We start from the raw sequence: 25688 nt of genomic DNA, 5'->3' as shown, positions 1-25688 counted from the left end.
GTGCCCGGGGCCGAACCCCGGGTAGCGGGCGACTCGCGCGGCGGAATCCCCAGGACATCCCATAGGTTCTCTCTTGAGAGACGAAAGAAAGGCTGGGACCCAAGGTGTTCGACCCGACGGATCTCTACCGGCTCAGCGGTGATGTCCCTGAGCTGACCGATCCGGTGCTGCTCTACCACTTTGAGGGTTTCGTGGACGCCGGAGGAGCCGGAAGGCTCGCCGTCGGCCACCTGCTCGCCGAACTGGAGCACCGGGTCGTGGCGACGTTCGACGTCGACCGCCTCCTCGACTACCGGTCGCGGCGGCCTCTGATGACCTTCGACACCGACCGCTGGGTCGACTGCGAGGCCCCCGAGCTCGCCGTCCACCTCGCCAACGACGCGACGGGCACGCCGTTCCTGGTGATGAGCGGCCCGGAGCCCGACCGCGAGTGGGAGCTGTTCACCGAGGCGATCGGCACGCTGGTCACCCGGCTGAACATCGGCAAGCTGGTGACCATGCACGGCATCCCCATGGCCGCGCCGCACACCCGCCCGCTCGGCGTGACCGCCCACGGCACGAGGCCCGAGCTCGTGAGCGGCCCCGGCAGCCCGTTCGGCAAGATCCAGGTGCCGGGCAGCGCCGCCGCCCTGATCGAGCTGCGGCTCGGAGCGCGGGGCCACGACGCGCTGGGCTACGCCGTGCACGTTCCCCACTACCTCGCCCAGGCGGAGTACCCAAGGGCGGCGGTGACGGCGCTCGAGGCGGTCACGCGCAGCACCGGGCTGGTGTTCCCCCTGGCGGCGCTGAAGGACGCCGCCGAGAAGACCACGGCCGAGATAGAGGAGCAGATCATCGCCTCGGCCGAGCTGTCCACGGCGATCCAGGGCCTTGAGCAGCAGTACGACGCGTTCACCGCGGGCGCCGAGCGCGAGAACCTCATGGCCGAGACCACTCCCATGCCGACGGGCGACGAGCTCGCCGCGCAGTTCGAGCGCTTCCTCGCCGAGCGCGACGAGCGCGACTCATGATCAAGGTAGGCCTGGCCGGGTACGGCCCGGCCGGGGAGTTCTTCCACGCCCCGCTGATCGCCGCCACGCCCGGCCTGCGGCTCGACGCCGTCGTGACGCGGGATCCGGAGCGGGCGGCCCGCGTCGGCCGCGATCACCCGGGCGCCCGGGTGGTCCCCTCGGCCGAGAGCCTGCTCGGGCTCGATCTCGACCTCGTGGTGGTCGCCTCGCCGAACCGCACGCACGTCCCGCTCGCCACGCAGGCGCTGTCGGCGGGGCTGCCCGTCGTGGTGGACAAGCCCCTGGCCGCCACCGCCGCCGAGGCCCTCGACCTCGTACGGCTCGCGCGCGAGCGCGGCCTGATGCTGACGGTGTTCCAGAACCGCCGCTGGGACGGCGACTTCCGCACGCTGTGCAAGCTCGACCTCGGCGAGGTCCACCGCTTCGAGTCGCGGTTCGAGCGCTGGCGGCCCGTGCCCAAGGGCGGCTGGCGGGAGAACGGCGGCCCGGACGAGCTGGGCGGCCTGCTGTACGACCTGGGAAGCCACCTGGTCGACCAGGCCCTGCGGTACCTCGGCCCGGTGACCGACGTGTACGCGGAGACCGACGTCCGGCGGGCCGGGGTGGAGGCGGACGACGACGCGTTCATCGCGCTGACCCACGCGAGCGGCGCCCGGTCGCATCTGTGGATGAGCGCGGTGGCCGCCCAGCTCGGGCCGAGGTTCCGCGTGCTCGGGTCCCGGGCGGCGTACGTCAAGTGGGGCCTGGACCCCCAGGAGGAGCGGCTGCGGGCGGGCGAGCGCCCGGGCGGTCCCGGGTGGGGCGCCGAGGAGCCCGAGCGGTGGGGCGTGCTGGGCGCCGACGGCGACGCCCGTCCTGTGGAGACCGAGCCCGGGGCCTACCAGGAGTTCTACGCCGGCGTGGTGGCCGCGCTCAGGGACGGCGCCCCGCCGCCGGTCGATCCGGTGGAGGTGTCGGCCGCGCTGGCCGTGCTGCACGCCGCGCGCACCTCGGCGGCCGAGCGGCGGGTCGTCCCGCTCGCGCGGGACTCCGGCTCACCCGGCCCGGCGTAGCGCCAGGGCTCCGGCGTGAGTCGACCAAGATTCACATCGCCCGCCGGAGGCCTCGCCCGCACTGTCGTGAGCCGTGGCCCGGCCTGATCGGCCCGATCAGGCCGGGCTGGGTTCAGCCGAGCAGGCGGGAGCGGAGCGCGGCCGCGTCCTCGGCCGTCCAGCCCTGCTCGGCGAGCCAGCCGAGCGGCCCTCCGTGCCTCTCGTCGAGCGCGCGCAGGAAGTTCTCCATGAACTCCCGGCGCGGCAGGTGGTTCTCGGCGGGCTGCGCGTCGAGGTCGTCCCGGTAGGTGTCACTGGCGCGCAGCCGGGCGAGGATCCGCTCCAGCCGGTCGCCCGTCGCGGTGTAGTCGGCCACGATCGCCTCGCGCTCGACTCCGGCCACCGAGAGCGCCAGGGCGCACACCACCCCGGTGCGGTCCTTGCCCGCGGCGCAGTGCACGACGCACGCGCCGTCGCCGTACGCCAGGACCCGCAGCGCGGCGAGCACCGAGTCGGGGCGGTCGCGGAGGTAGGCGTAGTAGAAGCCGAGGACCCTGACCTCGGCGGCGTCGCTCTCGCGCCTGCCCTGCCAGGGCAGCACCCGGTCGGCGTCGATGCGGGTCGCGGGGGCGTCCCCGGTGTCGGCCTCGACGTCGGTGTGCCGGCCGCCCTCCGCGAACAGGGTCAGGTGATGGATGCCGACCTCCGGCACCCTGGTGAGCGGGCCCGGGCCTTCGAGGGAGACCTCGGCGTTGGAGCGCAGGTCGACCACGTCGCGCAGTTTCAGCTCACCGACGAGCCTCTCCACGTCGGCGTCCGTCAGGCCCTGGAGGTTGTCCGAGCGCAGCACCCGCCCGAATGTCGTCGTCTCGCCGTCGACCGTGGGAAGACCGCCGAGGTCTCGCACGTTCACGGCGCCGTCAAGAGTTATCCACCTCGTTAGTTCATTCATCACTTCCAACCCTATATGCGCTATATGTCCGCGCGAAGAAGGCGGTAAGGGCACAGTGGCAAAAGAACATGTCCATTGCGTGGCGTCTGCCACCGTGACGCCCGCCCATACGTGATGTAAAGGACCGAGCCCTCATCGGCTCCGGCCGCCCGGCCGCCTTCCCCCAAGGAGGTCATGTGGACCCACGGACGCCCGTCCCGAAGCTCGTTCTCGACCCCTCGCTGCCGCCCGGCGTCGCGCGGACCCTCCGCACCAGCCCCGGAGCGCTCCACGCCGTACGCGCCGGAGCCGTCCCGCCGCCCGCGGGTCCAAGCCCGGCCGCCGTCGTCGCCGTCACGGTCTCCCTGATCGCCGCCTGGGTGCTGACCGGCCCCTGGGGCATGTTCACGCTGGGGGCCGTAGTCACGGGACTGGTCGGCGTCCGGGCGCTGGCCGCCGACCCGGAGCGGCGGGACGCGCGCAGGCGCCTGCGGGTGGCAGCCGAGCACTCCGCCCGGTTCATCCTTCCCGAGGACCTCGACGAGGGCTGCCGCGACCTGCTGGCCCGCGCCCAGGCGGCGACCGGCGACGTGCTGGAGTCCGAGGTCCACGCCGCCGGCCTGCTGGACTCGATCGACAACGCGATCACCCTCCCGGCCGAGGTCTGGCGGCTCGGCGAGCGACTGGCCGACCTCACCCGCACGCGGGCGGAGCACGAGAAGATCGTGCCGCGCGACCTGCCCGACGACGTGGCCGAGATCTTCACCCCCTACGACGACGCGCTCGACCGGGCGCTCCGCTCGCTCGCGGCACGCGTCGCGACCCTTGAGGAGTACGCCCGCGAGGTGCGGCGCGCCGACGCCGTCTACCGGGCCCATCGGCGGCTGGAGGTGCTACGGGAGCGCACCCCCGACTACGAGCGGCTGCTCGCCGGCACCGCGGAGGACCGGCTGGCGGCTCCGCACATCGACGGGCTTGGCGGGCAGGCGCGGGAGGTGGAGCGCGTCTTCCACCGGAGCCTCGACGAGGCCAGGCGAGCCGGGGACCACCTGATCTCCCACACCCCGCTCACCGCCGCCTAACGCCCTCCGGGGTGCGGTGCCGGGTCAGGCCCTGGTCACCCGCTCCAGCACGTTCTGGGCACGGGTCATCCCCGCCTCGTTGCCCAGGCTGCGGTACAGCTCCAGCGCCCGGGTGATCGGCTCGACCGCCTCGCCCGGGCGGCCCGCGTCGGCCAGCGTCTCCGCGAGCGTTCGGAGGCTCCTCGCCTGCCACCAGCGGTCGGCCAGGCCCTCGAAGCCGCTCACGGCCCGGCGCAGCGCCGCCACGGCACGGTCGGTCCTGCCGAGGCGGGCCAGCGCCCTGCCCTCGGAGACCTCGCTGCGCGCCACCCCCCAGGAGTCGCCGAGCCGGTCGAGCGTCTCCTTGGCCTCGACGACCGACGCGTACTCCCGCAGGCCGTTCTGGGGGTCGCCGATCTCCCCCGCCGTGCGCAGGCAGCGGGCCTCCTCCCACTCCTCGTTCCTGTCGTGGAAGGCCTTGGTCGCGAACCTCAGGGCGTTGCCCGCCAGGATGTACTTGCGCTCGGCGTCCTCCGAGCCCCCCTCGGCGTCCAGGGCACGGGCCTCGGCCGCCAGCACCTCACCGAGCACCCGCTGGGTCTGCGCCTCCGAGTAGCGGTTGCCCTCCGCCTGGAAGACGGCGAGCGCCTCCTCCAGCAGCACCCTGGCCTCGCGCGGCCGGCGCTGCGACAGCCACAGCTCGGCCAGGTTGCGCTGCGTGCGCGCCGACCACCAGGGGTCGCCCTCGGCCTTGAACGCCGCGATCGCGTCGATCAGGTATGTCTCGCTCCGGTCGAGACCGCCCTCGCTGAGCAGGGTCATGCCCACCGAGCGCAGCGCGCGGGCCATCCACCACATCTCCTCCAGCTCGGTGAAGATCGACAGGGCCCGTTCGGCGTCGCGCAGCGCGCCGGCGCGGTTCCCCTGGCCGCCGAGGACCGCCGACCGTTCCAGCAGGGCGATGCCGAGGGCGCGGGCGTCGCCCATCCGGACGGCGGCCTCGTACCCCGTCTCCGCGACCACCCGCCAGTCGGGCCAGTAGGCGCGCAGTGAGTGGCACAGGGAGCAGAAGGCCCGGCCGAGCCCCCAGGCGGGCTCCCACATCTCCAGCGCGCGGGCCTGGTGGACGGCGGCGAGCAGGGCGAGCCGCTCGGTGTTGAACCACTCGGCGGGGGGCGCCTGGCCGCCGGGCAGGGCGGGCGGCCCCGCCTGGCGATGGCTGCCCCGCCGCCGCCAGTCCTGGGGCCAGCGGGCCATCGCCGCCGCCTCCGCCCCCCGGCGGTAGCCGGCCAGCACGCGCTCGACGGCCGCGCGCCGCGCCTCGTCGCTCTCCTCGATCATGGCGCGCTCGCGGGCGTAGAGGCGCACGAGGTCGTGGAGCCGGTAACGGGTCCGCGTGCCCGCGCCGGGGCCGCCCTCCTGGGGGATGAACTCGACGAGCTGGGCGTCGACGAGCGCCTCAAGCTGGTCCTCGCCGTCCATGGCCGAGACCCCGAGAAGGTCGCCCGCCACCCAGCCGGGCATGTCAGGGGCGGTAAGGACCCCGAGCAGGCGGAGCAGGCGCCGCTGGATGTCGGTGCAGGTGTCGTACCCGAGCTGGAGGGACGCCCGCACGCTGAGGTCGATCTTGGGGGCGACCTCCAGCTGGTCGAGCCTGCGGCGCTCGTCGCTCAGGCGCTCGGCGAAGCCGGCCAGCGTCCAGCTGTCCCTGGTGCGCAGGCGGCCGCCGCAGATGCTGATCGCCAGGGGGAGGAGGCCGGACATGCGGACGATCTGCTGGGCCGATTCGAGGTCGGCGGCGACGCGGTCGTCGCCCGAGAGCCGCGCGAGCAGCTCCACCCCCTGGGCCTCGGTGAAGACCGAGAGCTGGCGGTCGTAGGCGTTGAGCAGGAAGAGCGGCTGGCGGGAGGTGATGATCACCGCGCATCCAGACTCGGGAGGGATCAGGTCCCTGACCTGGTCCCCCCGCTCCGCGTTGTCCAGAAATATCAGGATCCGGCAGCCCCGGGTCCAGGTCCACCAGAGCTTCTGCAGCTCGCGCATGCCGCCGAGGTCCGTGGTGAGCCGCACCCCGAGCGCCCGCAGGAACCCCAGCAGCACCTCCTCGGGCCGTACGGGCAGGTCCGTGCCGCGCAGGTCGAAGTACAGCTGGCCGTCGGGGTAGGCGTCCTTGATCTCGTGCGCGAAGCGGGTCGCCAGCGCCGACTTGCCCACACCGCCGGGACCGTAGATCGACATCGTGAGCGGCGCGGCCGGCACGCCCTTGCGGATCGTACGGCGCTCGGCGAACGCGCGGCGCAGCCCCGCGAGCGAGTCGCCGCGCCCGGTGAAGTGCTCGATCACCGGGGGAAGCTGCGCCGGCGCCTCGGTCCCCGCGGCGTCCTGGCCGGACGCCGTCCCCTGCGAGGGCGAGCCGGTGGTGGCCCAGGTCAGCAGCCCCACGAGCAGTGCCGCCAGCACGGTGACGGCGATCTTCGCCTGGACGGGCAGGTCCCACACGTCGAGCGAGGTGGCCAGCACGCTGGCGACCGCCGCGCCGATCCCGGCCATCGGCGGCGCCAGGCGGACGAGCAGGCCTCGCCGGGGCCCGGGGGCTCCGCTCCTCCGGCCTGACCCGTGCCCGGGCCTGTGGGCGGCGTTCGGATGGTTTCGCCGATCGAGCGACCGCGGTGGCCGGGACATGGGCGTCCTCCGAGGGGCATGGCGCGTCATCTGACCCGATTCAAGCAGACAAGTGGTGATCGCGCGCTCGGCCGGCGCGGTGGGTGCCACCGCTCGGCCACCGTTCGCGGGGAATTCACGTTCGCGGTCCGAAACACCCGCGTAACCGGGCACCCCCACCGGCTTCATCTGACCGTAATTGAGCTAACCGAAAGCATCTAATTCGGCCAGACCACTCAAAACACAGCCTTTCACCAGCAATTGCGCTTAGGCAAAGATCTCCCCTTTAATCTCCTCTGGACAAAGATCCGGTACGAGCTCCCATCCGCGCCACGTCGGACAGCTCCGCGCCGCCCGCGACACGTCGGAAAGGAGAAGGGTGATCCCGTCATGACCGCGCTCATCGAGGTCCGTGACGCGAGCGTCCGCTACCTTTCCACCGGGCAGGCCGCACTCGGCGCGACCTCGCTCACCGTGAACCCAGGCGACCTCACGCTGGTGAGCGGACCGTCCGGATGCGGCAAGAGCACGCTGCTGCGCCTGGTCAACGGCCTGATCCCGCACGCCTACCGCGCCGAGGTGACCGGCGAGGTGCTGGTGGGAGGGCGGCCGGTCACCGGACGGACGATCCGCGACATCTCCACGGTCGTCGGCACGATGCTGCAGGACCCGCGCAAGCAGATCGTCGGCACCACCGTGGCGGCCGAGATCGCCTTCGGCCCCGAGAACCTCGGCCTGCCCCGAGAGGAGATCAGGCGGCGCACGGCCGAGGTGGCGGACCGCGTCGGGATCACCCACCTGCTCGACCGCGCCACCGCCGGGCTCAGCGGCGGGGAGCTGCAGATGGTCGCCTTCGCCGGGGTGCTGGTGATGCGCCCGAAGGTCGTCGTCGTGGACGAGCCGCTGGCCAACCTGGACCCGGCGGCGAGCCTGCGCCTCATGCGCGAGGTCCGCAGGTTCGTCGACGACGGGGGCGCCGCCGTCGTGGTCGAGCACCGGGTCGAGGAGATCCTGGAGTTCGAGCCGGCCGAGGTGCTCTACCTGGAGGAGGGCACGACCCGCTACCAGGGGCCGGTCGAGGGGTTCCTCCAGGTCGCGCCGGTCGGGCACGTCAAGCTGCCGTTCGCCACCCTGGTGGCCCGCGCCGCCGAGCTGCCCGCCGTCACCGCGCCGGCCCGCCGCGTGGCCGCCGGCGATGTCCCGAGGCTGGAGTACCGGGACGTCAGCCTCGGGTACGGCAAGCGCACGGTGCTCGCGGGCACCGACCTCGCCCTCGGCCCGTCCGAGCGGGTGGCGGTGCTCGGGCCCAACGGGGCGGGCAAGTCCACGCTGCTGCGCGCCGCCGTGCTGCTGATCGCCGCCTCGCGGGGCGAGGTCCTGGTGGACGGCTCCCCCGTCGCCGACCGGTCGATCGCGAGCCTGGCGACCACCTTCGGCTACGTCTTCCAGAACCCCGGGCAGGCGCTCTTCAGCGCCACCGTCGGCCAGGAGCTGGCGTTCGGCCCGCGCAACCTCGGGTGGAGCCCCGGGGAGATCGCCGAGGAGTCGGAGAAGGTCCTGCGGGCGGTGCTCCTCGACGGCGAGAAGGACATCATGGACCGGCCGCCGCGCACGCTGTCGTACGGCCAGCAGCGCCGCCTCACCGTGGCGCTCGCCCTGGCCATGCGCCCCCGCACGCTGATCCTCGACGAGCCCACCGCCGGGCAGGACCTCCACACGACCACCGCGTTCATCGGCCACGCCCTGGCCGCCGAAACCGTGGAGAGCGTCTACTTCATCACCCACGACGTCGACCTCGCCCTCACCTACGCCGACCGCGTCGTCGTCGTGGACGAGGGCCGCGTGGTCGCCGACGCCTCCCCCGCCGAGCTGGCCCGCGCCGAGGGCGTGTGGTCGCGCGCGGGGCTCCAGGCCACCAGCCTGGTCCGGGCGGTGCGCGAGCACCTGCCCGACGCGAGCTCGATCCCCCACCCGTTCGACCTCGCCCGCGGCCTTTCGCACCACCCACGTTCCAACCCATCCCCCCAGGAAGGAACCACCCCCTCATGAGCACAGACGCAACCACCCCGCGAGAGCCCGTCTTAGCCATCTCGTCGCGCACGGTCGTGTTCGGCGCGGTCGGCGCGGCGCTCTACGCCGTCCTCGGCCTGTTCAGCTTCCTCATCCCCGGCACGCAGAGCGTCACCGTCCGCCCCGCCTTCGCGCTGGTGCCGTTCTTCGGCAAGCGCTTCGGCGTGATCGCGGGATTCTTCGTCGGCTTGGTCGGTAACGCCATCATCGACCTGATCTCCGGCTATGGCCTGCAGTACTGGAACTGGAGCGTCGCCAACGGCCTCGTCGGCGCCGTCGCCGGGCTCATCTTCGCCTACCTGCCGCCGATCGCCAACGAGGCCGTGCGCCTGGTGGTGACCGCTCTCGGAGCCCTGGTCGCCACCGCCATCGGCCTGTTCTTCGTGATCACGGACATCTGGGTGCAGGGCATCGGCTTCAACACCTTCTTCACCGTCAATTACGTGCCCGCGCTCATCGCCGACGGCATCGCCGTCGTCATCCTGACCCCCGCCCTGGACGCCATCTGGGAGCCGCTGTCCAAGCGGACCGGACGGTAACCGGGTGGACGTCACGCCGCGCTACCTGGGCGCGGGTTCGTTCCTGAGCCGTCGCGATCCGCGCGTGCTCCTGCTCGTTCCCGTGCTCTACCTCGTGGCCGTGGCGGGGATCGACGACCTCAGGCCCGTGCTGCTGTGCACCGCGGCCGCCCTCGCGTACTACCGCGCCGCGGGGATCCCGTGGCGCGGGGTGCGGGCCAACTGGGCGTTCATGCTGACCTTCACCACGGCTCTGGTCGTGGCGAACAGCATCCTGACCTCGGCGGACACCCGTTCCGGCGGGAACGCCGAGGTCCTTTTCACCGTCCCTGTCACCCACACCGCCGTCACCTGGGCGACCCTGTCGTACGCGGCCACCCTGCTCGTGCGCTACATCTCCCTGGCCATGGTCGGGTTCCCCGTGGCGTTCAACATCGCGCCCTCGGACCTCGGGGTGGCGTTCGCGCGGCTCGGGCTGTCCCAACGGCTCGCCTACGGCATCGACCTGACCTTCCGGTTCCTGCCCTCGACGTGGGCGAGCCTGCAGGAGACCGTGGACGCGCAACGGCTCAGGGGGTACGAGCACAGCCGCACCCGCAACCCCGTGAAGAGGCTGATCACGCTGAAGCCCGTCGTCGTGCCTGTGACGGTGAACGCACTGATCGACGCGGAGGACACCGTGAACGCCATGGACCTGCGGGGGTTCGGCGGCAGGCACCGCACCTGGATGCGGGAGCTGGCCTTCGACCGCGCCGACTACCTGGTGCTCGGCGGCTTCGCCGCCATGGCCGCCGTGCTGGTCGCCGCCAAGATCCTCGGGCTGACGGAGACCGTATGGGTGCCGTGATCCACTCGGCGCCGCTGGTCATGCCGGTGTCCCGCCCGCCGATCCGCGACGGCGCGATGGCCGTGCTGCGCGGCAGGGTGCTGGAGGTCGGGCCCCGCAGGGAGATACTCGCCGCCCACCCCGGCGCGGAGGAGCTCCGCTGGCCCGGGGTCGTCGTGGCGGGGCTGGTCAACGCCCACACCCACCTGCAGTTCACGGGCATGGCGGAGGTCGGCAGGCGGGTCTACGACACGTTCGAGGAGTGGTCGAACGCCTTCGACGCGGTCTACTTCTCGTCCGCGGGGGCGGACTGGGCGGGGAGCGCGCGGGAGGGGGCGCTCCTGGCGCTGCGCCACGGCACCACGGCGGTGGCCGACGTGGTGACCGACGTGGAGGCGATGCCCGTGCTCGCCCAGGCGGGCCTCGCCGGCATCTCCTACCTGGAGGTGCTCGGCGACACCGACGCGAGCTGGGCGGAGACCGGGCGCCACCACCTGACCTCGACGGTCCGCGAGCTGGGCGCCGCGGGCACGGGCGCCGTCGGGCTCTCGCCGCACGCCCCGTACACCCTGGACACCGGCGTGCTCGCCGACCTCGCGGTGCTGGCCCGCGGGTTCGGGCTGCGCCAGCACATCCACCTGCTGGAGTCGGCGCACGAGCGGGAGTACACGGTCTCCGGCACAGGGCCGATCGCTCATCTGGTCCGCGAGCTGGGGTTCGACTTCGAGATCCTGCGCGCGGGCGGCACCGGTCAGGGGCCGGTCGCCTTCCTCGACGCGCTCGGCCTGCTCGGGCCGCACTGCCACGTCGCCCACGGCGTCCACCTGGACGCGGAGGAACGGGCGCTGCTGCGCGAGCGCGGGGTGAGCGTCGCGCTGTGCCCGAGGTCGAACCGCACCCTCGGCCTCGACGGTCCGCCGGTGGCTGCGCTGCTGGAGGAGGGCTGCGCGATCGCCGTCGGCACCGACTCGCTGGCCTCCTCGCCGTCGCTCGACCTGCTCGAGGACGTACGCCTGCTGCGCGCGCTGGCTCTGGAGCAGGGGTACCGGGCACCGGACCTGTCCCGCAGGCTCGTCGAGGCGGCCACCGTCGGCGGGGCCCGCGCGCTCGGCCTGGACACCGGGCCCGGCCGCATCGGCTCCCTCGCCGCGGGGACGCGGTGCGACTTCGCCGTGTTCGACGTCGACCCCGGCGAGCGGGACCCGTATCTGTGCCTGATCGAGGACGGGCCGGGGCGCTGCGTGGCCACGGTCACGGGCGATGACCACGCGGGTCGCGTGCACCTCGTGAACTCGACCCCGGAGGGTCACCGTGGGTGCTAACCTCGCAGCGATCTTCACGAAATCAAGCGCGATATTACGATTTTATAGGCCTCACGCTAGGCGCGGAGACATGGCCCTTCAGAACCGCACTATTCGCTTTAAGTTATATTCACTGCTCAGCCTGCCGATTGTCGCGCTTATCGTGCTCTGGATGTTTATCACCGGGCACATCGTGGGCGACTTCTTCGACCTCCGCCGGGCCGTGACGCTGTTCGAGCAGGTGGCGAGCCCCGCCGCCGTCGTCGCCGGCCACGTGCAGCACGAGCGCCAGCTGTCGGCCATCTACCTGAGCGGCACCGCCCCCGACGGCGGGCGCCTGTCCGCCGCGCGCGACGAGACCGACCGGGCCATGGTGCTGTTCCACCAGCGCGCCACCTCGCTGGAGGGCCGGTCGGCCACCGGCCCCGAGGTGGTCCAGAGCCTCACGGAGCTGGAGCGCCGGCTCGACAGGCTCAACGTGATCCGCGAGGACGTCGACGCCCGGGCGACCAGCCGGCTCCAGGCGATCGTGGAGTACACCGAGATCCAGGACTCGCTCTACCAGATGTACGACCAGCTCGTCACAGTGCCCGAGCTGACGCTCTACCGCAAGGCGGCGGGCCTGCAGACGGTCGTGCGGTCCCGCGAGCTGCTGTCCCAGGAGGACGCCCTGCTCTCCGGGGCCATCCTGCAGGGCTCGCTGAACGCCGAGGAGCAGCGCGCGTTCGCCGAGATGGTCGCGGGACGCAGGCTGCTGCTCGGCAGGGGCCTGCAGGCGCTCGACGCGGAGCTGCGGCGGCCGTACGACGAGCTGCTCTCCTCGGCCGACTACAAGCGGTTCACCACCATGGAGAACCAGGTGATCTCGCGGGGCGGGCGCCCGGAGCAGTCCGCCGCCTGGCAGCCGCTCGCCGACCAGCTCGGGTCGCGGGTCGACCAGCTCGGCGTCAGCCGCGCCAACCTGCTCAACGCCCGCACCGACGCCGCCGCCTCGGGGATCATCGCGCAGATCGTCATCGCGGGCGGTCTCGGCCTCATCGCGATCCTGCTGGCCGTGATCCTGTCCGCTCGCCTCGGACGCGGGCTCGCCCAGGAGCTGGCCGACCTGCGCAGCTCGGCCCTGGACCTGGCCGACGTGCGGCTCCCGAGGGTGGTGGCCAAGCTGCGCGACAGCGAGGCCGTGGACGTCGAGAGCGAGGCGCCGCCGATCCCCGTCACCGGCACCACGCTGGAGGTGCAGGACCTCGCCCAGGCGTTCTCGACCGTGCGGCGGACCGCCGTCGAGGCCGCGGTCGGCCAGGCGGACCTCCGCAAGGGCGTCAGCCTGGTCTTCCGCAACCTGGCCAGGCGCAACCAGTCGCTGCTCCACCGCCAGCTCACCCAGCTCGACTCCATGCAGCGCAAGACCAGCGCGCCCGACGCCCTCGCGGACCTGTTCCGGCTCGACCACCTCACCACGCGCATGCGCCGCCAGGCCGAGGGCCTGATCATCCTGTCCGGCGCGCCCGCCGGCCGGGCCTGGCGCAGGCCTGTGCCGATGCACGACGTCGTACGGGGGGCCGTGGCCGAGGTCGAGGACTACACGCGCGTCACCGTGCCCCCGATGACCGACGCCTCGCTGGTGGGCACGGCCGTAGCCGACGTGATCCACATGCTGGCCGAGCTGGTCGAGAACGCCACGGTCTTCTCCCCGCCGAGCACGCGGGTCATGATCAGGGGCGAGCTGGTGGGCCGGGGCTTCGCCGTCGAGATCGAGGACCGCGGCCTCGGGATGACCGACGAGGACCGCGCGGAGGTCAACCGCCGCCTGGCCAACCCGCCGGAGTTCGACCTGGCCGACAGCGACCGGCTCGGCCTGTTCGTGGTGAGCCAGCTGGCCGACCGGCACGACGTCAAGGTCACGCTGCGCCGCTCGCCGTACGGCGGCACCACCGCCGTGGTGCTCCTGCCGCACACCCTGATCATCTCCACGGGCGAGGACGCGCCCCTCCTGCCGGAGCCGGGCCTGAACTCCCTTCCGCTCGCCCCGGCCGTAGAACCCGCCCCCGAGCCGGGCAGACCGCTGTAGCCCTCCAGGAAGGCGGGCGCTCAGAATCTGTGGTCGGCGAGGACGGTGACCAGCTCGGGGATGCCGTCGACGATCACGTCGGCACGCCGCGCCCCGGGCCGCTCCGCGTGCAGGTACCCCCACGGGCCGCGGCGCAGCAGCGCCGTGCGCATCCCGGCCTCGCGGGCGGGGAGCACGTCGTTGTCGAGCCGGTCGCCGACGTAGAGGATCTCGCCCGGCTCCCGGCCGGCGACGGCGGCCACCTTGGCGAAGAACTCCGGCCGGGGCTTGCTGACGCCCCACCCGGCCGAGGTGTGCACGGAGTCGACGGGCAGGTCCATCGCGACCAGCGCGTCATAGGCCTGCGGGGGCTGGTTGCCCGCGATGATCAGCTCGTAGCCCGCCTCGCGCAGCGCCGTCAGGCCGGGCCGCACGTCGGGGTAGAGATCGCCGGCGTCGAAGTTCTCCCGGAGGCCCTCGGGCTCGTCGCGGCGCCACGCCTCCATCTCGGCGTGGACGTCGAGGCCGGGCCGCACCACCTCGAAGGCGTCCCTGTGCGACCGGTCGAGCGCGGCCATGCCGCCGAGCACCCCCAGCATGACGAACCGCGAGACGCCCAGCCGGTCGGCCCACCGCGACCAGATGCGCGTCTCGTCGATGAGCGTCTCGCCGACGTCGAACACCACCGCCCGGACCACGGGACCTCCTCCTCGCAGGCGCCCTACGACCCTACCCGGCCGCCGGAGGCGCCCCGATCCCCCCATACGGCGCGCTTTCGCCTTAAGCGGGCCACAAGCCAGTTCCAAGAGCGCCCGGCGAGCCTGGGTCAGCGCCGGCACACCGGCGCCCGCGTCGATTGGATCGATCAGACGACGGCAATGGTGAAGTGATCCACATCTCGTACGGCACGCCAGGCGCAGTCCGGGGGAGAGCAGATGATCGGCAGGACCTTCGCCGGCTTCGACGGCACCCTCACCGTCGAGCACGAGGCATTCGTCGCCGCCGTCGGTGACCAGTGGCTGCGGGTGGGCATTTCCACCGCACCCGTCGACAGGGACCGGGCGGAGGAGGCCGTGCGCGGGGTCTACCGCGCGGTCGGGCTGGAGCCGCCCCGTCGCATGGTGTGGGCGGGGTCGCCGCTCGGCGCCTTCTCCGCCGCCGCCCCCTCGCGGCCGATCGACCCCGACAGGTTCCCCTTCGAGGACCGGCTCAGGGCCGACGTCGAGCAGCGGCTCCTCGCGAGGCTCGGCGCGGGGCTGTGGGACCGGCTGCGCGGCCAGCTCAGGAGCCTCCTTTGGGACCAGCTCTGGAACCGGCTCAGGGGCCAGATGCGCGGCCAGGTCCTCGGCCGGCTCCGCGACCGGATCAGCTCCGAGCCCTGCTTCTACGTGTGGGGCGCCCTCGGGGTGTGGGGCGACGCCTACTGGATCGCGCTGTACACCTGCGCCCTGCGGGTGGCCCTCCTGGACGCCGACGAGCGGCTTGACGCGCTGGCGGAGGTGACCCGGCTGGTGGGCTGGTGGTTCCCGCTGGACGGCACCGCCGTGCTGTGCGAGCGGCCCCTCCTCGTGCGGCGGGACAGGGACCACCGGCTCCACTGCGCGACCGGGCCCGCCCTCGCCTGGCCCGACGGGGACGCGCTCTACGCCTGGCACGGCACGCGCGTCCCCGCGTGGGTCGTCACCGCCCCCACCGCCGACGCGGTGCACGCCGAGGACGATCCGGAGGTCCGCAGGTGCGCCATCGAGTCGCTCGGCTGGGACCGCTACGTCGCCGACGCCGGGCTGGCCCTGGTCGCCGAGGCCGAGGAGCCCCGCGACCCCGGGCGGGTGCTGGCGCTCTACGAGGTCCCCGAGCGGATCCTCGGCGAGCCCGCCAGGGTCCTGCTGCACACCGCCGCGCCCGACGGGAGCCGCCGGGCGTCCGCGCTGGTCGTCCCCGCCGAGGTCGCCACGCCCTACGACGCCGCGGGCTGGGCGCACGGGCTCACCGGAGAACAGTACGCGTCGGCGTGCCCCGAGGAGGATCCGCCGTAGAGGTCGACCGCCGATCGACTTGCGGGGCCTCTCGGGAGACTCGGTAGGATGCCCGACGTGAGCGGTCGCGAGGGGAGGCAGTCGTACCACCATGGTGACCTGCGCCGTGTCCTGCTCGACACCGCCCTTGTGGCCGTCACCAAGGACGGCCCGGCGGCGCTGAGCCTTCGCGACGTCGCGCGCCAGGCCGACGTCTCCCACGCCGCGCCCACCCACCACTTCCGCAACAAGGCCGGCCTGCTGACCGCGCTGGCCGTCGAGGGCTACCACCTGCTGGCCGACGAGCTCGAGCGGGCGCAGGTCGCGGGCGGCCTCACCGAGCAGGGCGTGGCGTACGTGCTGTTCGCCGTCGCCCACCCGGGCCACTTCGCGGTCATCCGCGCGCCCGACCTGCTCAACACCCGCGACCCCGATTTCGTCGCGGCCCGCGAGCGCGCGGGCCACCAGCTCCTGCACGGCACGGCCCAGCAGCTCGGCTCCACCGACCGCACGAGCGCCATCGCCGTCTGGGCGCTGATGCACGGCCTGGCGAGCCTGATCCTGGAGGGCAACATCCGGCCGGGCGACGACGTCGAGGCCTTCGCCCGCGCCCTCAGCCACCACCTCACCCCGCGCTGACCAGTGTGACCGAGCCGTCCCCCCGGTTCCGGGGCGTCGCCGGACTGTTGCCCACGGTGCCCTCGTAGACGGTCAGCCGGTGAGCTGGGCCAGGGCCTTGTGGACGCGCTTGTCGGAGATGGGGTACGGGGTGCCGAGGGTCTGGGCGAAGTAGCTGACGCGCAGCTCTTCGAGCATCCAGCGGATCTCCGTGACGGCGTCCTCCGACCTGCGGGCCGGGGGGAGCTTCTCCACCGTCTCGTCGTACGCGTCGCGCACCCGGTCGAGCTGGAGCATGCGCTCGCGGTCGCGGTAGGGGTCGTCGGGGAGCTTCTCCAGCCGCCGCTCCACCCCGCGCAGGTAACGCTGCAGGTCGGGCAGGCGCCGGTAGCCGGTGGCGGTGACGAAGCCCGGGAAGACGAGCGACGACAGGTGCTCCTCGATCTCCTCCAGGGTGTCCGCCGGGCTCCTCATCGCGCTGAGGGTGTTCCGCACCGTCTGCCAGATCGCGAGGACCCGCTCGACCCTCGCCACGACCTCCGACACGGTGTCGAAGAGCTCGGCGCGCACGTGGTCGTGGACGCGCTGGAAGTCGGCGGGGTTCCACGCCGGGCCGCCCGACTCGGCGATGAGCTTGTCCGCCGCGCAGGTGACGCAGTCCTCGAACAGCTCGGCGGCGTCCCGGTGGGGGCTGTGGCTGAGTGCCAGCTTCTGCGAGGTGGTGAGGCCGCGCAGGATCGCCTTCGCCGGAGAGGTGACGTTGAGCAGGACGAGCCGCCGCATGCCCGCCCACATCGCGGACCGCTGTTCGGCCTCGGTCTCGAAGACCCGGATCGCGACGCTGCCGCCCTCGTCCACGAGCGCCGGGTATGCCTTGACCCGTCCCTGCTCGAACAGCTTGGGCAGCTCGCCGAAGGTCCACGCGCGCAGCCCCGTGCGTTCGAGCTCCTCACCCGCGCGGGCGAGCGTGGCGCGCATCTTCGGCGCGAGCCGCCGCTTCAGCGCGACGAGGTCCTTGTCCTCGGCGACCGTTCTCCTGCGCTCGTCGACGACGCGGTAGGTGACCCTCAGGTGGTCGGGCAGGCGGGCGGGGTCCCAGGCGTCGGGCGGCACCCGCACGCCGGTCAGCTGGAACAGCTCTCGGGCCACCGCCTCGACGAGCGGCTCGCCGCCCGGCGTGACGCGCTCCAGCACCGCCTTGGCGTAGTTGGGCGCGGGCACGAAGTTGCGCCGGATCGGCTTGGGCAGCGACCGGATCAGCTCGACGACCAGCTCCTCGCGGAGCCCGGGGATCTGCCAGTCGAACCCGTCGCCCTCGACCTGGTTGAGCACCTGGAGCGGGACGTGCACGGTCACGCCGTCGGCGTCCGCCCCGGGCTCGAACTGGTAGGTGAGCCGCATCCGCTGGCCGCCCTGCCGCCAGGCGTCGGGGTAGGCCTCCTGCAGGCCTCCGGCGTCCGCACCCTGGTTGATCAGCATGTCGGCCGAGAAGGTCAGCAGGTCGGGCTCGGCCTGCCGCTGCCGCTTCCACCAGGTGTCGAAGTGGGCGGCGGACAGGACGCTCTCGGGCACCCGCTTGTCGTAGAAGTCGAAGAGCGTCTCGTCGTCGACCATGATGTCGCGGCGGCGGGCGCGGTTCTCCAGCTCCTCCACCTCCGAGAGCAGCCGGCGGTTCTCCTTGAGGAAGCTGTGGTGGGTGTCCCAGTCGCCCTCGACCAGGCCGTGGCGGATGAACAGCTCGCGCGACAGCTCGGGGTCCACGCGCCCGTAGTTGACCTTGCGGTCGACCACGATCGGCACGCCGTACAGGGTGACCTTCTCGTACGCCATGACCGCGCCCTGGTTCTTCTCCCAGTGCGGCTCGCTGTAGGTGCGCTTGACGAGGTGCTGGGCGAGCGGCTCGACCCACTCGGGCTCGATCTTGGCCACCACCCGCGCCCACAGGCGTGAGGTCTCGACCAGCTCGCCGGCCATGACCCAGCGGGGCTGCTTCCTGAACAGCGCCGAGCCCGGGAAGATCGCGAACCGGGCGTTGCGTGCCCCGATGTACTCGCGGGACGGCCTGCGGCGCGGGCCCGCGTCGTTCTTGTCGGCCTTCTCGACGTCCATCAGCCCGATGTGGGAGAGCATCCCGGCGAGCAGCGAGACGTGGATCTGGTACGGCGCCGGGCGCATGGTGTTGAGCGTGACGCCCATGCCCTTGGCGACCTGCTTGAGCTGGCTGTAGATGTCCTGCCACTCGCGGACGCGCAGGTAGTTGAGGAAGTCGGCCTTGCACATGCGCCGGAACTGGCTGGAGGACAGCTCCCTCTGCTGCTCGCGGACGTACTCCCAGAGGTTCAGGTAGGACAGGAAGTCGGACTCCTTGTCGGCGAACCGCGCGTGCTTCTGGTCCGCCTGGGCCTGCTTGTCCGAGGGCCGCTCGCGGGGGTCCTGGATGGACAGCGCCGCCGCGATGACCATGACCTCGGTGGCGCAGCCGTTGCCGTCGGCGGCCAGCACCATGCGGGCGAGCCGGGGGTCCACGGGAAGCTGGGCGAGCTTCCCGCCGATCGCCGTGAGCTTGCGGTGCTCGTCGAAGGCGCCCAGCTCCTGCAGGAGGTTGACGCCGTCCTTCACCTGCCGCTGGTCCGGCGGCTCGACGAACGGGAACGCCGCGATGTCGCCCAGGCCGAGGGAGGTCATCTGCAGGATGACCGAGGCGAGGTTGGTGCGCAGGATCTCGGGGTCGGTGAACTCCGGCCGGCCGAGGAAGTCCTCCTCGGAGTACAGGCGGATGCAGATGCCGTCGGAGGTGCGCCCGCAGCGGCCCTTGCGCTGGTTGGCGGACGCCTGCGAGACGGGCTCGATCGGCAGGCGCTGCACCTTGAGCCGGTGGCTGTACCTGGAGATGCGCGCGAAGCCGGGGTCGACGACGTACTTGATGCCCGGGACCGTCAGCGAGGTCTCGGCGACGTTGGTCGCGAGGACGATGCGGCGCCCCCGGTGCGGCTGGAACACGCGGTGCTGCTCGCCCGACGAGAGCCGCGCGTACAGCGGGAGGACCTCCTCGCTGCGGCCCTTGAGCGCCTCGGCGGTGTCCCTGATCTCACGCTCGCCGCTGAGGAACACCAGGATGTCGCCGGGGCCCTCGGCGCACAGCTCGTCGACCGCGTCGACGATCGCCTGCGCCTGGTCCTCCTGGTCCTCGCTGATCGGCCGGTGGCGGACCTCGACGGGATAGGTGCGCCCGGATACCTCCACGATCGGGGCGTCGCCGAAGTGCCGGGAGAACCGCTCGGGGTCGATGGTCGCCGAGGTGATGATCAGCTTGAGGTCGGGGCGCTTGGGGAGCAGCTGCTTCAGATAGCCGAGGATGAAGTCGATGTTGAGGCTGCGCTCGTGCGCCTCGTCGATGATCAGCGTGTCGTACCGGGACAGGAGCCGGTCGCGCTGCATCTCGGCCAGCAGGATGCCGTCGGTCATGAGCTTGACGAGCGTGCCCTCGCCGGACTGGTCGGTGAACCGCACCTTGTAGCCGATGGCGTCGCCGAGCGGGGTGTCCAGCTCCTCGGCGATGCGCTCGGCCACCGTGCGCGCCGCGATGCGGCGCGGCTGCGTGTGGCCGATCTGGCCCCTGACCCCCCGGCCGAGCTCCAGGCAGATCTTCGGGATCTGCGTGGTCTTGCCCGAGCCCGTCTCGCCCGCGACGATGACCACCTGGTGGTCGCGCACGGCGTCGAGGATGTCGTCCCTGCGCTGGCTGACCGGCAGGCTCGCCGGATAGGTGATCTCCGGCACCAGCGCCCGCCGGGCGCCGACGCGGGCCTCGGCGGCCTCGATCTCGGTGGCCACCTGGTCGGTGATCGCCCGCAGTGCCTTGCCGTCGCGCACCCGGCGCGCGCCGTCGAGACGGCGGCGCAGCCTGATCTCGTCGCGCAGCATCAGCGCGGGCAGGCGTTCGCGCAGGTCGGTGAGGGGCGATTTCAACGAAGACGTTCCCATGGTCGCTTTCCCGGCCGTCTCGTCAGACAGCCGCCACCGGCAAGGATAAGCAACCCGCCCCCCGTCTTCGCCAACGGTTTACCAGTGGCCCCGTGCCCCCCGCCCGTCTGGACGGGGGAGGAGCCGGCTCAGTGAGCGGTGAGTAGTGCGCCAGGAGAGTCGCGGATGTACCGCAACGCCTTCTCCAGGCAGACGATCGCGCCGTGTTTCGGACGGTTCATGAAGCGCACGTCGTCGGCGAGTGCCCGCATGATCTGGAGCCCCCGCCCGTGCTCGGCCAGCGGGGATCTCGCCCCCACCTTGTCGGGATCGAACCCGCTGCCCGTGTCGACCACGGTGATCACGAATTTGTCGGCGACGAGCTGTGCGCTCACCGTGTACTCGTCGGTCTCGGAAGCGTGCCTGATCACGTTGGAGCACGCCTCGGTGAGCATCAGCTGGATGTCCTCCTTGATGTGCCGTTCGACGCCGAGCACCTCCAGTTCCGCCCCAAGGATCTGCCTGGTGACGGATACGCTCGCTGCATCGCGCGGCAAGCGCAATGCGATGGTCACCTCCACGGTGCCTCCTTCCGGCCCACGTTGATAAAGGTGCCCTCAGGGCCCGGTACAAACACAGAAGCCACCAGGAAATGCGATCGCCGCCGTGGCCGTCTCCGGCCACGGCGAGCGGGCCCTCCGGTCAGGTGATCTCGTGGCCGGCCGGCCGCGCGGCCAGGGCGGCCCCGATGATGCCCGCCTCGTTCTGCAGGAGCGCGGGCACGAGAGGGGTCCCCGTGAGCTCGATGTGGGGCAGGAACTTGTCGGCCTTCCTGCTCACTCCCCCGCCGATGACGATCAGCGAGGGGGACAGCAGCGCCTGGATGTGCTCCAGGTATTCCTGCACCCGGTGCGCCCATTTGTCCCAGCTCAGGTCATGGGCCTCGCGGGCGTGGTCGGAGGCGCGGTGCTCGGCCTCGTGGCCCTTGATCTCGATGTGCCCGAACTCGGTGTTCGGGATGAGGACGCCGTCCATGATGAGGGCGCTGCCGATGCCCGTCCCGAAGGTCAGCATCACCACGAGGCCCCTGCGGTCCCTGCCGGCGCCGAACGTCGCCTCGGCCACGCCCGCGGCGTCGGCGTCGTTCAGGACCGTGACGTCGAGGCCGGTCGTGTCCGCGAACAGCTTCCTGGCGTCCAGGCCGATCCAGGCGCGGTCGACGTTCGCCGCGGTCCTGGTCACGCCGTCCACCACGACCCCGGGGTAGGTGATGCCGACGGGCCCGGTCCAGGAGAAGTGCTCCACGATCTCCCGGACGACCTCGGCCACGGGGCCGGGAGCCGAGGGGCTCGGGGTCGGTATCCGCAGGCGCTCCTCCAGCAGCGTTCCCGCCACCGTGTCCACCGGGGCGCCCTTGATCCCCGATCCGCCGATGTCGATCCCCAGTACGTTCATCCCACTCCTCACGATGCCCACAGTGCTCGCAACGCCCGTGCAGCCCTTATTGCCGGGATACGACCGGTGATGCGTTCCGGCGCGACCGTGTCGCCGGAACCGACACCCTACGGAAGATCCGGGCCGCGGGCGGGGTCGCCCGATCGGGAGCGCCGGAGATGTCCGCTCTGGTAGGCATGGAGAATGATGTGGCTAATGCGCCGTGCGCCGCTGGTGATCGCCCTCACCGCCGCCCTCACGGCGGCCTGCGGGGCCGTACGGCCGGCGGCGGACACAGCGGCCGACACAGCGGCGGCGGGCACCCCCGCGGCGGGCCCCTCGGCGGCGGGCGGCGGCGCCCGGCAGTCCACCGCCAAGGCGGCGCCGGAGACGGGCACCCCCGCGGCCGTACGTCCGCCCAGGGTGCCGCCCGGCACGGCGGCGGGCTACATGGTCTTCGACCGCACCACGGGCAGGGCGACGCTCGGGTACAAGGTGCACACCAGGTTCAGGTCGGCGTCGGTCGTCAAGATCCTGATCGCGCTCGACTACCTGGAGTCGCGCGGGCCGGGCACGGCCGTCCCCGCCCGCGACCGCGACCTGCTCAGGCGGATGCTCCGCTCCAGCGACGACGACGCCGCGACGGCCTTCTGGAAGCGCGGCGGCCAGGGGGCGATCGTCGACCGGATGGTCCGCCGCGCGGGCCTGACCGACACCGGGCGGCCGCCCGCGTCCAAGCCGGGCTTCTGGGGCTACACCGCGCTCAGCGCGGCGGACGTCGTGCGGACGTACCGCTACCTGCTGGAACGGGCGGATCCCCAGGTGCGCGACCTGGTGCTCGGCCACCTGCGGAACGCCACACGGTGCGCCGCCGACGACTTCGACCAGTATTTCGGCATCCCGAGCGCCCTCCCCCGGCCGTGGGCGGTCAAGCAGGGCTGGTCGGGGTACGGATCCACCCCCGCCGTGCGGTGCGCGGGCACGCGAGCGACCAGCGTCTCGGAGGCGGCGGCCAGGCCCCCGGTGAACTTCAGCCGTCCGGTGCTCCACACCACCGGCCTGATCGGCAAGGGAGACCGCCTGATCGTCGCCGTGCTCACCCTCCAGCCGGCCGGGGCCTCGTTCAAGGACTCCTCCGCCCGCCTCACCGCGCTCACCAAGGCCGTCTACCGCGCCGGCCGCCCGGGCTGACCTCGGCCGGCGTGCCGGGCGATCAGGGCCGGCCCCCGTCGTACCTGGGCCTCACGGCGCTGAAGGGGGAGGTATTGGCGTCGAACGTCCAGCGGGAGGTGGTGTCCAGCGGGTCCAGGCGCCCGTGCCGGGGGTCGTCACTCCCCACCACGAACGGGTCCCCCTGGTAGGACGGCGCCGCGGGAAGCTCCCTCTGGTACGAGGACGGCGCGGTGGGGTCGCGGTAGTACGGGGTGGCGGCGTAGGAGTCCATGACGTACGCGGTGCCGGCCTGAGGGGAGGGTGCGGCGCCGATGGCGGCGGCGGCCCTGCCGTTCCCCACGGAGAACAGCGAGGAGTGCAGCGCGTCGACCAGGCGCTCCGCGTCCTGCCTCGGCGCCACCGCCAGGCGCAGGAACCTGCCGCTCGACCCCAGCTTGTCGCCGCAGTCGCGCACGAGCACGTCGTGCGCCGAGCGGAGGTGGTCGCACAGCGCCGCGCCGTCCTTGCCCTCAGGCAGCCTGACCAGCAGGAAGTTCGCCTGCGACGGGTACACCGTGAGCCCCGGCAGCGCGGACAGCCGCTGGAGCATCGACCGGCGGTCCGCCGCCACCAGCCGCAGGCTGTCCTGGTACTCGCGCGCGTGCTCCCTGAGCAGGTGGACGACCGGCTCGGCGAAGGAGCTCAGGCTCCCCCTGGGCAGCATGCGGCGGACCTTGCCCGCCAGGGCCGGGTTCGCCACCAGGTAGGCGAGGCGGATGCCGTGCAGGCCGAAGTTCCCGGTCAGGCTCCTCAGCACGATCACGTTGGGCCTGATGGCGGCCTCGTCGGCCACGCTCGGGCTCCGCTCGGCGTCCACGAAGTCGATGGACGACTCGTCCACGATCACGAGGTCCAGGTCGGAGAGCCTGTCGAGCAGGTCGCCGACCTGGGCGCGCGGGAGGTAACCGCCGTCGGGGTCGCCGGGGTTGCAGACGACCGCGACCCTCGACCCCCGCTTCCGTACGAACCGCACGTAGGCGTCCACGTCCAGCGCGAAGCCCTCGGCCTCCTGCAGGGGGAACATGTCGACGCGCTTGCCGGTCTCCAGCGAACGGCCGGTCCAGCGGCCGGAGGCCGGGATCGGGACGGCGAGGCTCTCGCGGACGAGCAGGTGGTCGATCCAGGCGATCAGCTCGGCGGACCCGTTGCCCATGACGACCGTCCGGGCGTTGAGCCCGAGCACCGCGCTCAGCTCGGCGGCGACGGTGCCGGCGTCGCCCGGGTAGCTCGTCAGGGCGGCGGCGACCTTCCTCCCGAGCAGCTCCGACATCTCCGGGGTGGGGAAGTACGGGTTGCGGGGGACGCGGAAGTCCGCCGGAGCACCGTACGGCCCGGAGCCTCCCCGCGCGAGCGAGGAGTACGAGGGGCTCTCCGAGCGCAGCGGGTTGAGATCGGTGGAACCGGCCAACGGTGGCCTCCTCCATGACGGTGGGCGTCCGCGGGGTGTGACACCTGGAGGTACGCGGCCCGGCCGTCGCCGGTTCATCCCACTTGCGAGGGGGCCCGCGGCGGGCCCCCTCGCAAGGACGGCCTCAGCGGCCGGCATCGAGCGACATCGCGGGGACGGCCTCAGCGGCCGGCGTCGGGCGACATCGCGGGGACGCGCTCCTCGGAGGCCGGTGGGGGCGGCGCGCCGCCGTCCTGCTCGTCCACGAACGTGGCCTCGTCGAACGGGATCCGCCCGGAGAGCACCTCCTCGGCGCGCTCCCTGTCGAAGTCCCGCACCCATGTGCCGATCAGCACGGTGGCGACCGCGTTGCCGGCGAAGTTGGTCAGCGCGCGGGCCTCGGACATGAACCGGTCGATGCCCACGATGAGGCCGACGCCGTCCACCAGCTCGGGCCGGTGCGACTGGAGCCCTCCCGCCAGCGTCGCGAGCCCCGCGCCGGTGACGCCCGCGGCGCCCTTCGACGCGATGATCATGAAGACCAGCAGCGACACCTGCTCCCCGACCGAGAGCGGCGCGCCCGTCGCGCGCGCCACGAACAGCGTGGCCATCGTGAGGTAGATGGCGGTGCCGTCGAGGTTGAAGGAGTACCCCGTCGGCACGGTGATGCCCGCGACCGCGCGGCTCACCCCGAGGTGCTCCATCTTGGCGATCAGGCGCGGCAGCGCGGACTCCGAGGAGGAGGTCGACAGGATGAGCAGGAACTCCCTGCCGAGGTAGCGCAGCAGCGACAGCAGGTTCATCCCGGCCCCGAACCACAGCATCGGCCCGAGGACGAGGCCGACGAACAGCAGGCAGGTGACGTAGAAGGCGATCATGAGCAGGGCCAGGCTCTGCAGCGCGCCGAACCCGCCCGCGCCGACCACCGCCGCCATCGCGCCGAACGCGCCCACCGGGGCGGCCCACATGATCATCGCCAGGACGCGGAAGACGAGCCGCTGGATGTGCGCCAGCCCGTTGAGCATCGGCGCCGCCCGCTCCCCCATCGCCTGGAGCGCGAAGCCGGTGAGCAGGGCCACCAGCAGCGTCTGCAGCACCTGGCCCTCGGTGAAGGCCGAGACGAAGGTCGCCGGGATGATGCCGAGCAGGAACGAGGTGGTGTCGCTCTCGCCGCCCTTGGCCGCCTGGTCCTCCGCGGCCTTGCGCAGCTCGTCGGTCAGCTGCAGGCCCTCGCCCGGGTGCACCAGGTTGCCGACCACCAGGCCGATCACCAGCGCGACCGTGGACATGAGGAGGAAGTAGCCGATGGCGAGGCCGCCGACCTTGCCGACCTTGGCGGCCTGGGCCACCGATCCGACGCCGAGGACGATGGTGCAGAAGATGATGGGGCTGATCATCATCTTGATGAGGGCCACGAAGGCCGTCCCAAGAGGCTTGAGCGCCACGCCGGCGTCGGGGGCCAGGAGCCCGACCACGATCCCGGCCAGCACCGCCACGATTACCGCCAGGTAGAGATAGCGGGTACGGTCCCGGTGCGCCGGGGATACGGGTGTGGTCACGCGACCCTCCTTATGTCTTTTCGTACACGGGTACGGAGGAAGTG

19 protein-coding genes are annotated in these 25688 nt (G+C 72.4%); 11 read left to right on the top strand and 8 right to left on the bottom strand.

All coding sequences use genetic code 11. From position 1 onward, the window contains the following. Positions 1–104: 104 nt before the first annotated feature. Together OG589_RS03925 and OG589_RS03920 are read left to right on the top strand one after the other, a co-directional pair. A complete protein-coding gene (locus OG589_RS03925; protein ID WP_405146234.1) occupies positions 105–1010 on the top strand; it encodes a proteasome assembly chaperone family protein in 906 nt (301 codons plus the stop codon). Beyond that, complete coding sequence (locus tag OG589_RS03920) at positions 1007–2062, top strand: Gfo/Idh/MocA family oxidoreductase (protein WP_405146233.1); 1056 nt, start codon at positions 1007–1009, stop codon at positions 2060–2062. Before OG589_RS03925 ends, OG589_RS03920 begins: the two co-directional genes overlap by 4 nt. Before the next feature lie 112 nt (positions 2063–2174). On the opposite strand, the gene OG589_RS03915 is transcribed toward OG589_RS03920, so the two are convergent. Then, positions 2175–2993: a tyrosine-protein phosphatase gene (locus tag OG589_RS03915; RefSeq protein WP_405146232.1), complete on the bottom strand. Its 819-nt coding sequence runs from the start codon at positions 2991–2993 to the stop codon at positions 2175–2177. 176 nt (positions 2994–3169) lie between these two features. Between OG589_RS03915 and OG589_RS03910 the strand changes: the two genes are divergently transcribed. Further along, positions 3170–4054 carry a hypothetical protein gene (locus OG589_RS03910; protein ID WP_405146231.1) on the top strand — a complete coding sequence of 295 codons (885 nt, stop codon included), beginning with the start codon at positions 3170–3172 and terminating at the stop codon, positions 4052–4054. A gap of 24 nt (positions 4055–4078) precedes the next feature. Here the strand turns inward: OG589_RS03910 and OG589_RS03905 are convergent, their stop codons facing one another. Further along, complete coding sequence (locus OG589_RS03905; protein ID WP_405146229.1) at positions 4079–6583, bottom strand: tetratricopeptide repeat protein; 2505 nt, start codon at positions 6581–6583, stop codon at positions 4079–4081. Between the two features lie 501 nt (positions 6584–7084). Between OG589_RS03905 and OG589_RS03900 the strand changes: the two genes are divergently transcribed. The 5 genes from OG589_RS03900 to OG589_RS03880 all read left to right on the top strand — a co-directional run bounded on the left by OG589_RS03900 (position 7085) and on the right by OG589_RS03880 (position 13477). After that, a complete protein-coding gene (locus tag OG589_RS03900; RefSeq protein ID WP_405146227.1) occupies positions 7085–8743 on the top strand; it encodes an ABC transporter ATP-binding protein in 1659 nt (552 codons plus the stop codon). Beyond that, positions 8740–9303 (top strand): ECF transporter S component, encoded by a 564-nt coding sequence (locus OG589_RS03895; RefSeq protein ID WP_405146225.1) that lies wholly within the window; start codon positions 8740–8742, stop codon positions 9301–9303. The genes OG589_RS03900 and OG589_RS03895 overlap by 4 nt, the downstream gene beginning before the upstream one ends. Positions 9304–9307: 4 nt before the next feature. Next, on the top strand, positions 9308–10129 hold the full coding sequence (locus OG589_RS03890; RefSeq protein WP_405146223.1) for an energy-coupling factor transporter transmembrane component T family protein: 822 nt from the start codon (positions 9308–9310) through the stop codon (positions 10127–10129). Beyond that, entirely contained in the window at positions 10117–11430 is a 1314-nt protein-coding gene (locus tag OG589_RS03885; protein WP_405146221.1) for an amidohydrolase family protein, read from the top strand. Before OG589_RS03890 ends, OG589_RS03885 begins: the two co-directional genes overlap by 13 nt. Positions 11431–11581: 151 nt before the next feature. Next, on the top strand, positions 11582–13477 hold the full coding sequence (locus tag OG589_RS03880) for a nitrate- and nitrite sensing domain-containing protein (protein ID WP_405146219.1): 1896 nt from the start codon (positions 11582–11584) through the stop codon (positions 13475–13477). 20 nt (positions 13478–13497) lie between these two features. Here the strand turns inward: OG589_RS03880 and OG589_RS03875 are convergent, their stop codons facing one another. After that, positions 13498–14154, bottom strand: a complete 657-nt coding sequence (locus tag OG589_RS03875) for an HAD family hydrolase (RefSeq protein WP_405146218.1) — start codon at positions 14152–14154, stop codon at positions 13498–13500. Between the two features lie 237 nt (positions 14155–14391). On the opposite strand from OG589_RS03875, the gene OG589_RS03870 reads away from it, so the two are divergent. Continuing rightward, complete coding sequence (locus tag OG589_RS03870) at positions 14392–15492, top strand: DUF6745 domain-containing protein (protein WP_405146216.1); 1101 nt, start codon at positions 14392–14394, stop codon at positions 15490–15492. 57 nt (positions 15493–15549) lie between these two features. Beyond that, on the top strand, positions 15550–16110 hold the full coding sequence (locus OG589_RS03865; protein ID WP_405146214.1) for a TetR/AcrR family transcriptional regulator: 561 nt from the start codon (positions 15550–15552) through the stop codon (positions 16108–16110). 72 nt (positions 16111–16182) lie between these two features. Here OG589_RS03865 and hrpA read toward each other — a convergent pair whose 3' ends face one another. The 3 genes from hrpA to ppgK all read right to left on the bottom strand — a co-directional run bounded on the left by hrpA (position 16183) and on the right by ppgK (position 21507). Then, positions 16183–20073 carry an ATP-dependent RNA helicase HrpA gene (gene hrpA / locus OG589_RS03860; protein WP_405146213.1) on the bottom strand — a complete coding sequence of 1297 codons (3891 nt, stop codon included), beginning with the start codon at positions 20071–20073 and terminating at the stop codon, positions 16183–16185. 128 nt (positions 20074–20201) lie between these two features. Continuing rightward, entirely contained in the window at positions 20202–20633 is a 432-nt protein-coding gene (locus OG589_RS03855; RefSeq protein ID WP_405146212.1) for an ATP-binding protein, read from the bottom strand. 121 nt (positions 20634–20754) lie between these two features. Then, positions 20755–21507 carry a polyphosphate--glucose phosphotransferase gene (ppgK, locus tag OG589_RS03850; RefSeq protein ID WP_405146210.1) on the bottom strand — a complete coding sequence of 251 codons (753 nt, stop codon included), beginning with the start codon at positions 21505–21507 and terminating at the stop codon, positions 20755–20757. Between the two features lie 195 nt (positions 21508–21702). Between ppgK and OG589_RS03845 the strand changes: the two genes are divergently transcribed. Beyond that, positions 21703–22677: a hypothetical protein gene (locus tag OG589_RS03845; protein WP_405146208.1), complete on the top strand. Its 975-nt coding sequence runs from the start codon at positions 21703–21705 to the stop codon at positions 22675–22677. A 22-nt stretch (positions 22678–22699) separates the two neighbouring features. Here the strand turns inward: OG589_RS03845 and OG589_RS03840 are convergent, their stop codons facing one another. Further along, positions 22700–24106, bottom strand: a complete 1407-nt coding sequence (locus tag OG589_RS03840) for a pyridoxal phosphate-dependent aminotransferase (protein ID WP_405146206.1) — start codon at positions 24104–24106, stop codon at positions 22700–22702. Between the two features lie 161 nt (positions 24107–24267). Continuing rightward, positions 24268–25644 (bottom strand): cation:dicarboxylate symporter family transporter, encoded by a 1377-nt coding sequence (locus OG589_RS03835; RefSeq protein WP_405146204.1) that lies wholly within the window; start codon positions 25642–25644, stop codon positions 24268–24270. Positions 25645–25688 lie beyond the last annotated feature (44 nt).

Origin of the sequence: Sphaerisporangium sp. NBC_01403, assembly GCF_045040145.1 — a bacterium.
Taxonomy (GTDB): Bacteria; Actinomycetota; Actinomycetes; order Streptosporangiales; family Streptosporangiaceae; genus Sphaerisporangium; species Sphaerisporangium viridialbum.
This window is presented reverse-complemented; position numbering and strand designations above follow the sequence as displayed.

What these genes read in the sequence shown, in the direction of transcription:
- OG589_RS03885 (WP_405146221.1), top strand. Translation starts at nt 10,117, where the DNA reads ATGGGTGCCGTGATCCACTCGGCGCCGCTGGTCATGCCGGTGTCCCGC.
- ppgK (WP_405146210.1), bottom strand. Translation starts at nt 21,507, where the DNA reads ATGAACGTACTGGGGATCGACATCGGCGGATCGGGGATCAAGGGCGCC.
- OG589_RS03870 (WP_405146216.1), top strand. Translation starts at nt 14,392, where the DNA reads ATGATCGGCAGGACCTTCGCCGGCTTCGACGGCACCCTCACCGTCGAG.
- OG589_RS03915 (WP_405146232.1), bottom strand. Translation starts at nt 2,993, where the DNA reads ATGAATGAACTAACGAGGTGGATAACTCTTGACGGCGCCGTGAACGTG.
- OG589_RS03895 (WP_405146225.1), top strand. Translation starts at nt 8,740, where the DNA reads ATGAGCACAGACGCAACCACCCCGCGAGAGCCCGTCTTAGCCATCTCG.
- OG589_RS03880 (WP_405146219.1), top strand. Translation starts at nt 11,582, where the DNA reads ATGTTTATCACCGGGCACATCGTGGGCGACTTCTTCGACCTCCGCCGG.
- OG589_RS03900 (WP_405146227.1), top strand. Translation starts at nt 7,085, where the DNA reads ATGACCGCGCTCATCGAGGTCCGTGACGCGAGCGTCCGCTACCTTTCC.
- OG589_RS03920 (WP_405146233.1), top strand. Translation starts at nt 1,007, where the DNA reads ATGATCAAGGTAGGCCTGGCCGGGTACGGCCCGGCCGGGGAGTTCTTC.
- OG589_RS03905 (WP_405146229.1), bottom strand. Translation starts at nt 6,583, where the DNA reads ATGGCCGGGATCGGCGCGGCGGTCGCCAGCGTGCTGGCCACCTCGCTC.
- hrpA (WP_405146213.1), bottom strand. Translation starts at nt 20,073, where the DNA reads ATGGGAACGTCTTCGTTGAAATCGCCCCTCACCGACCTGCGCGAACGC.
- OG589_RS03845 (WP_405146208.1), top strand. Translation starts at nt 21,703, where the DNA reads ATGCGCCGTGCGCCGCTGGTGATCGCCCTCACCGCCGCCCTCACGGCG.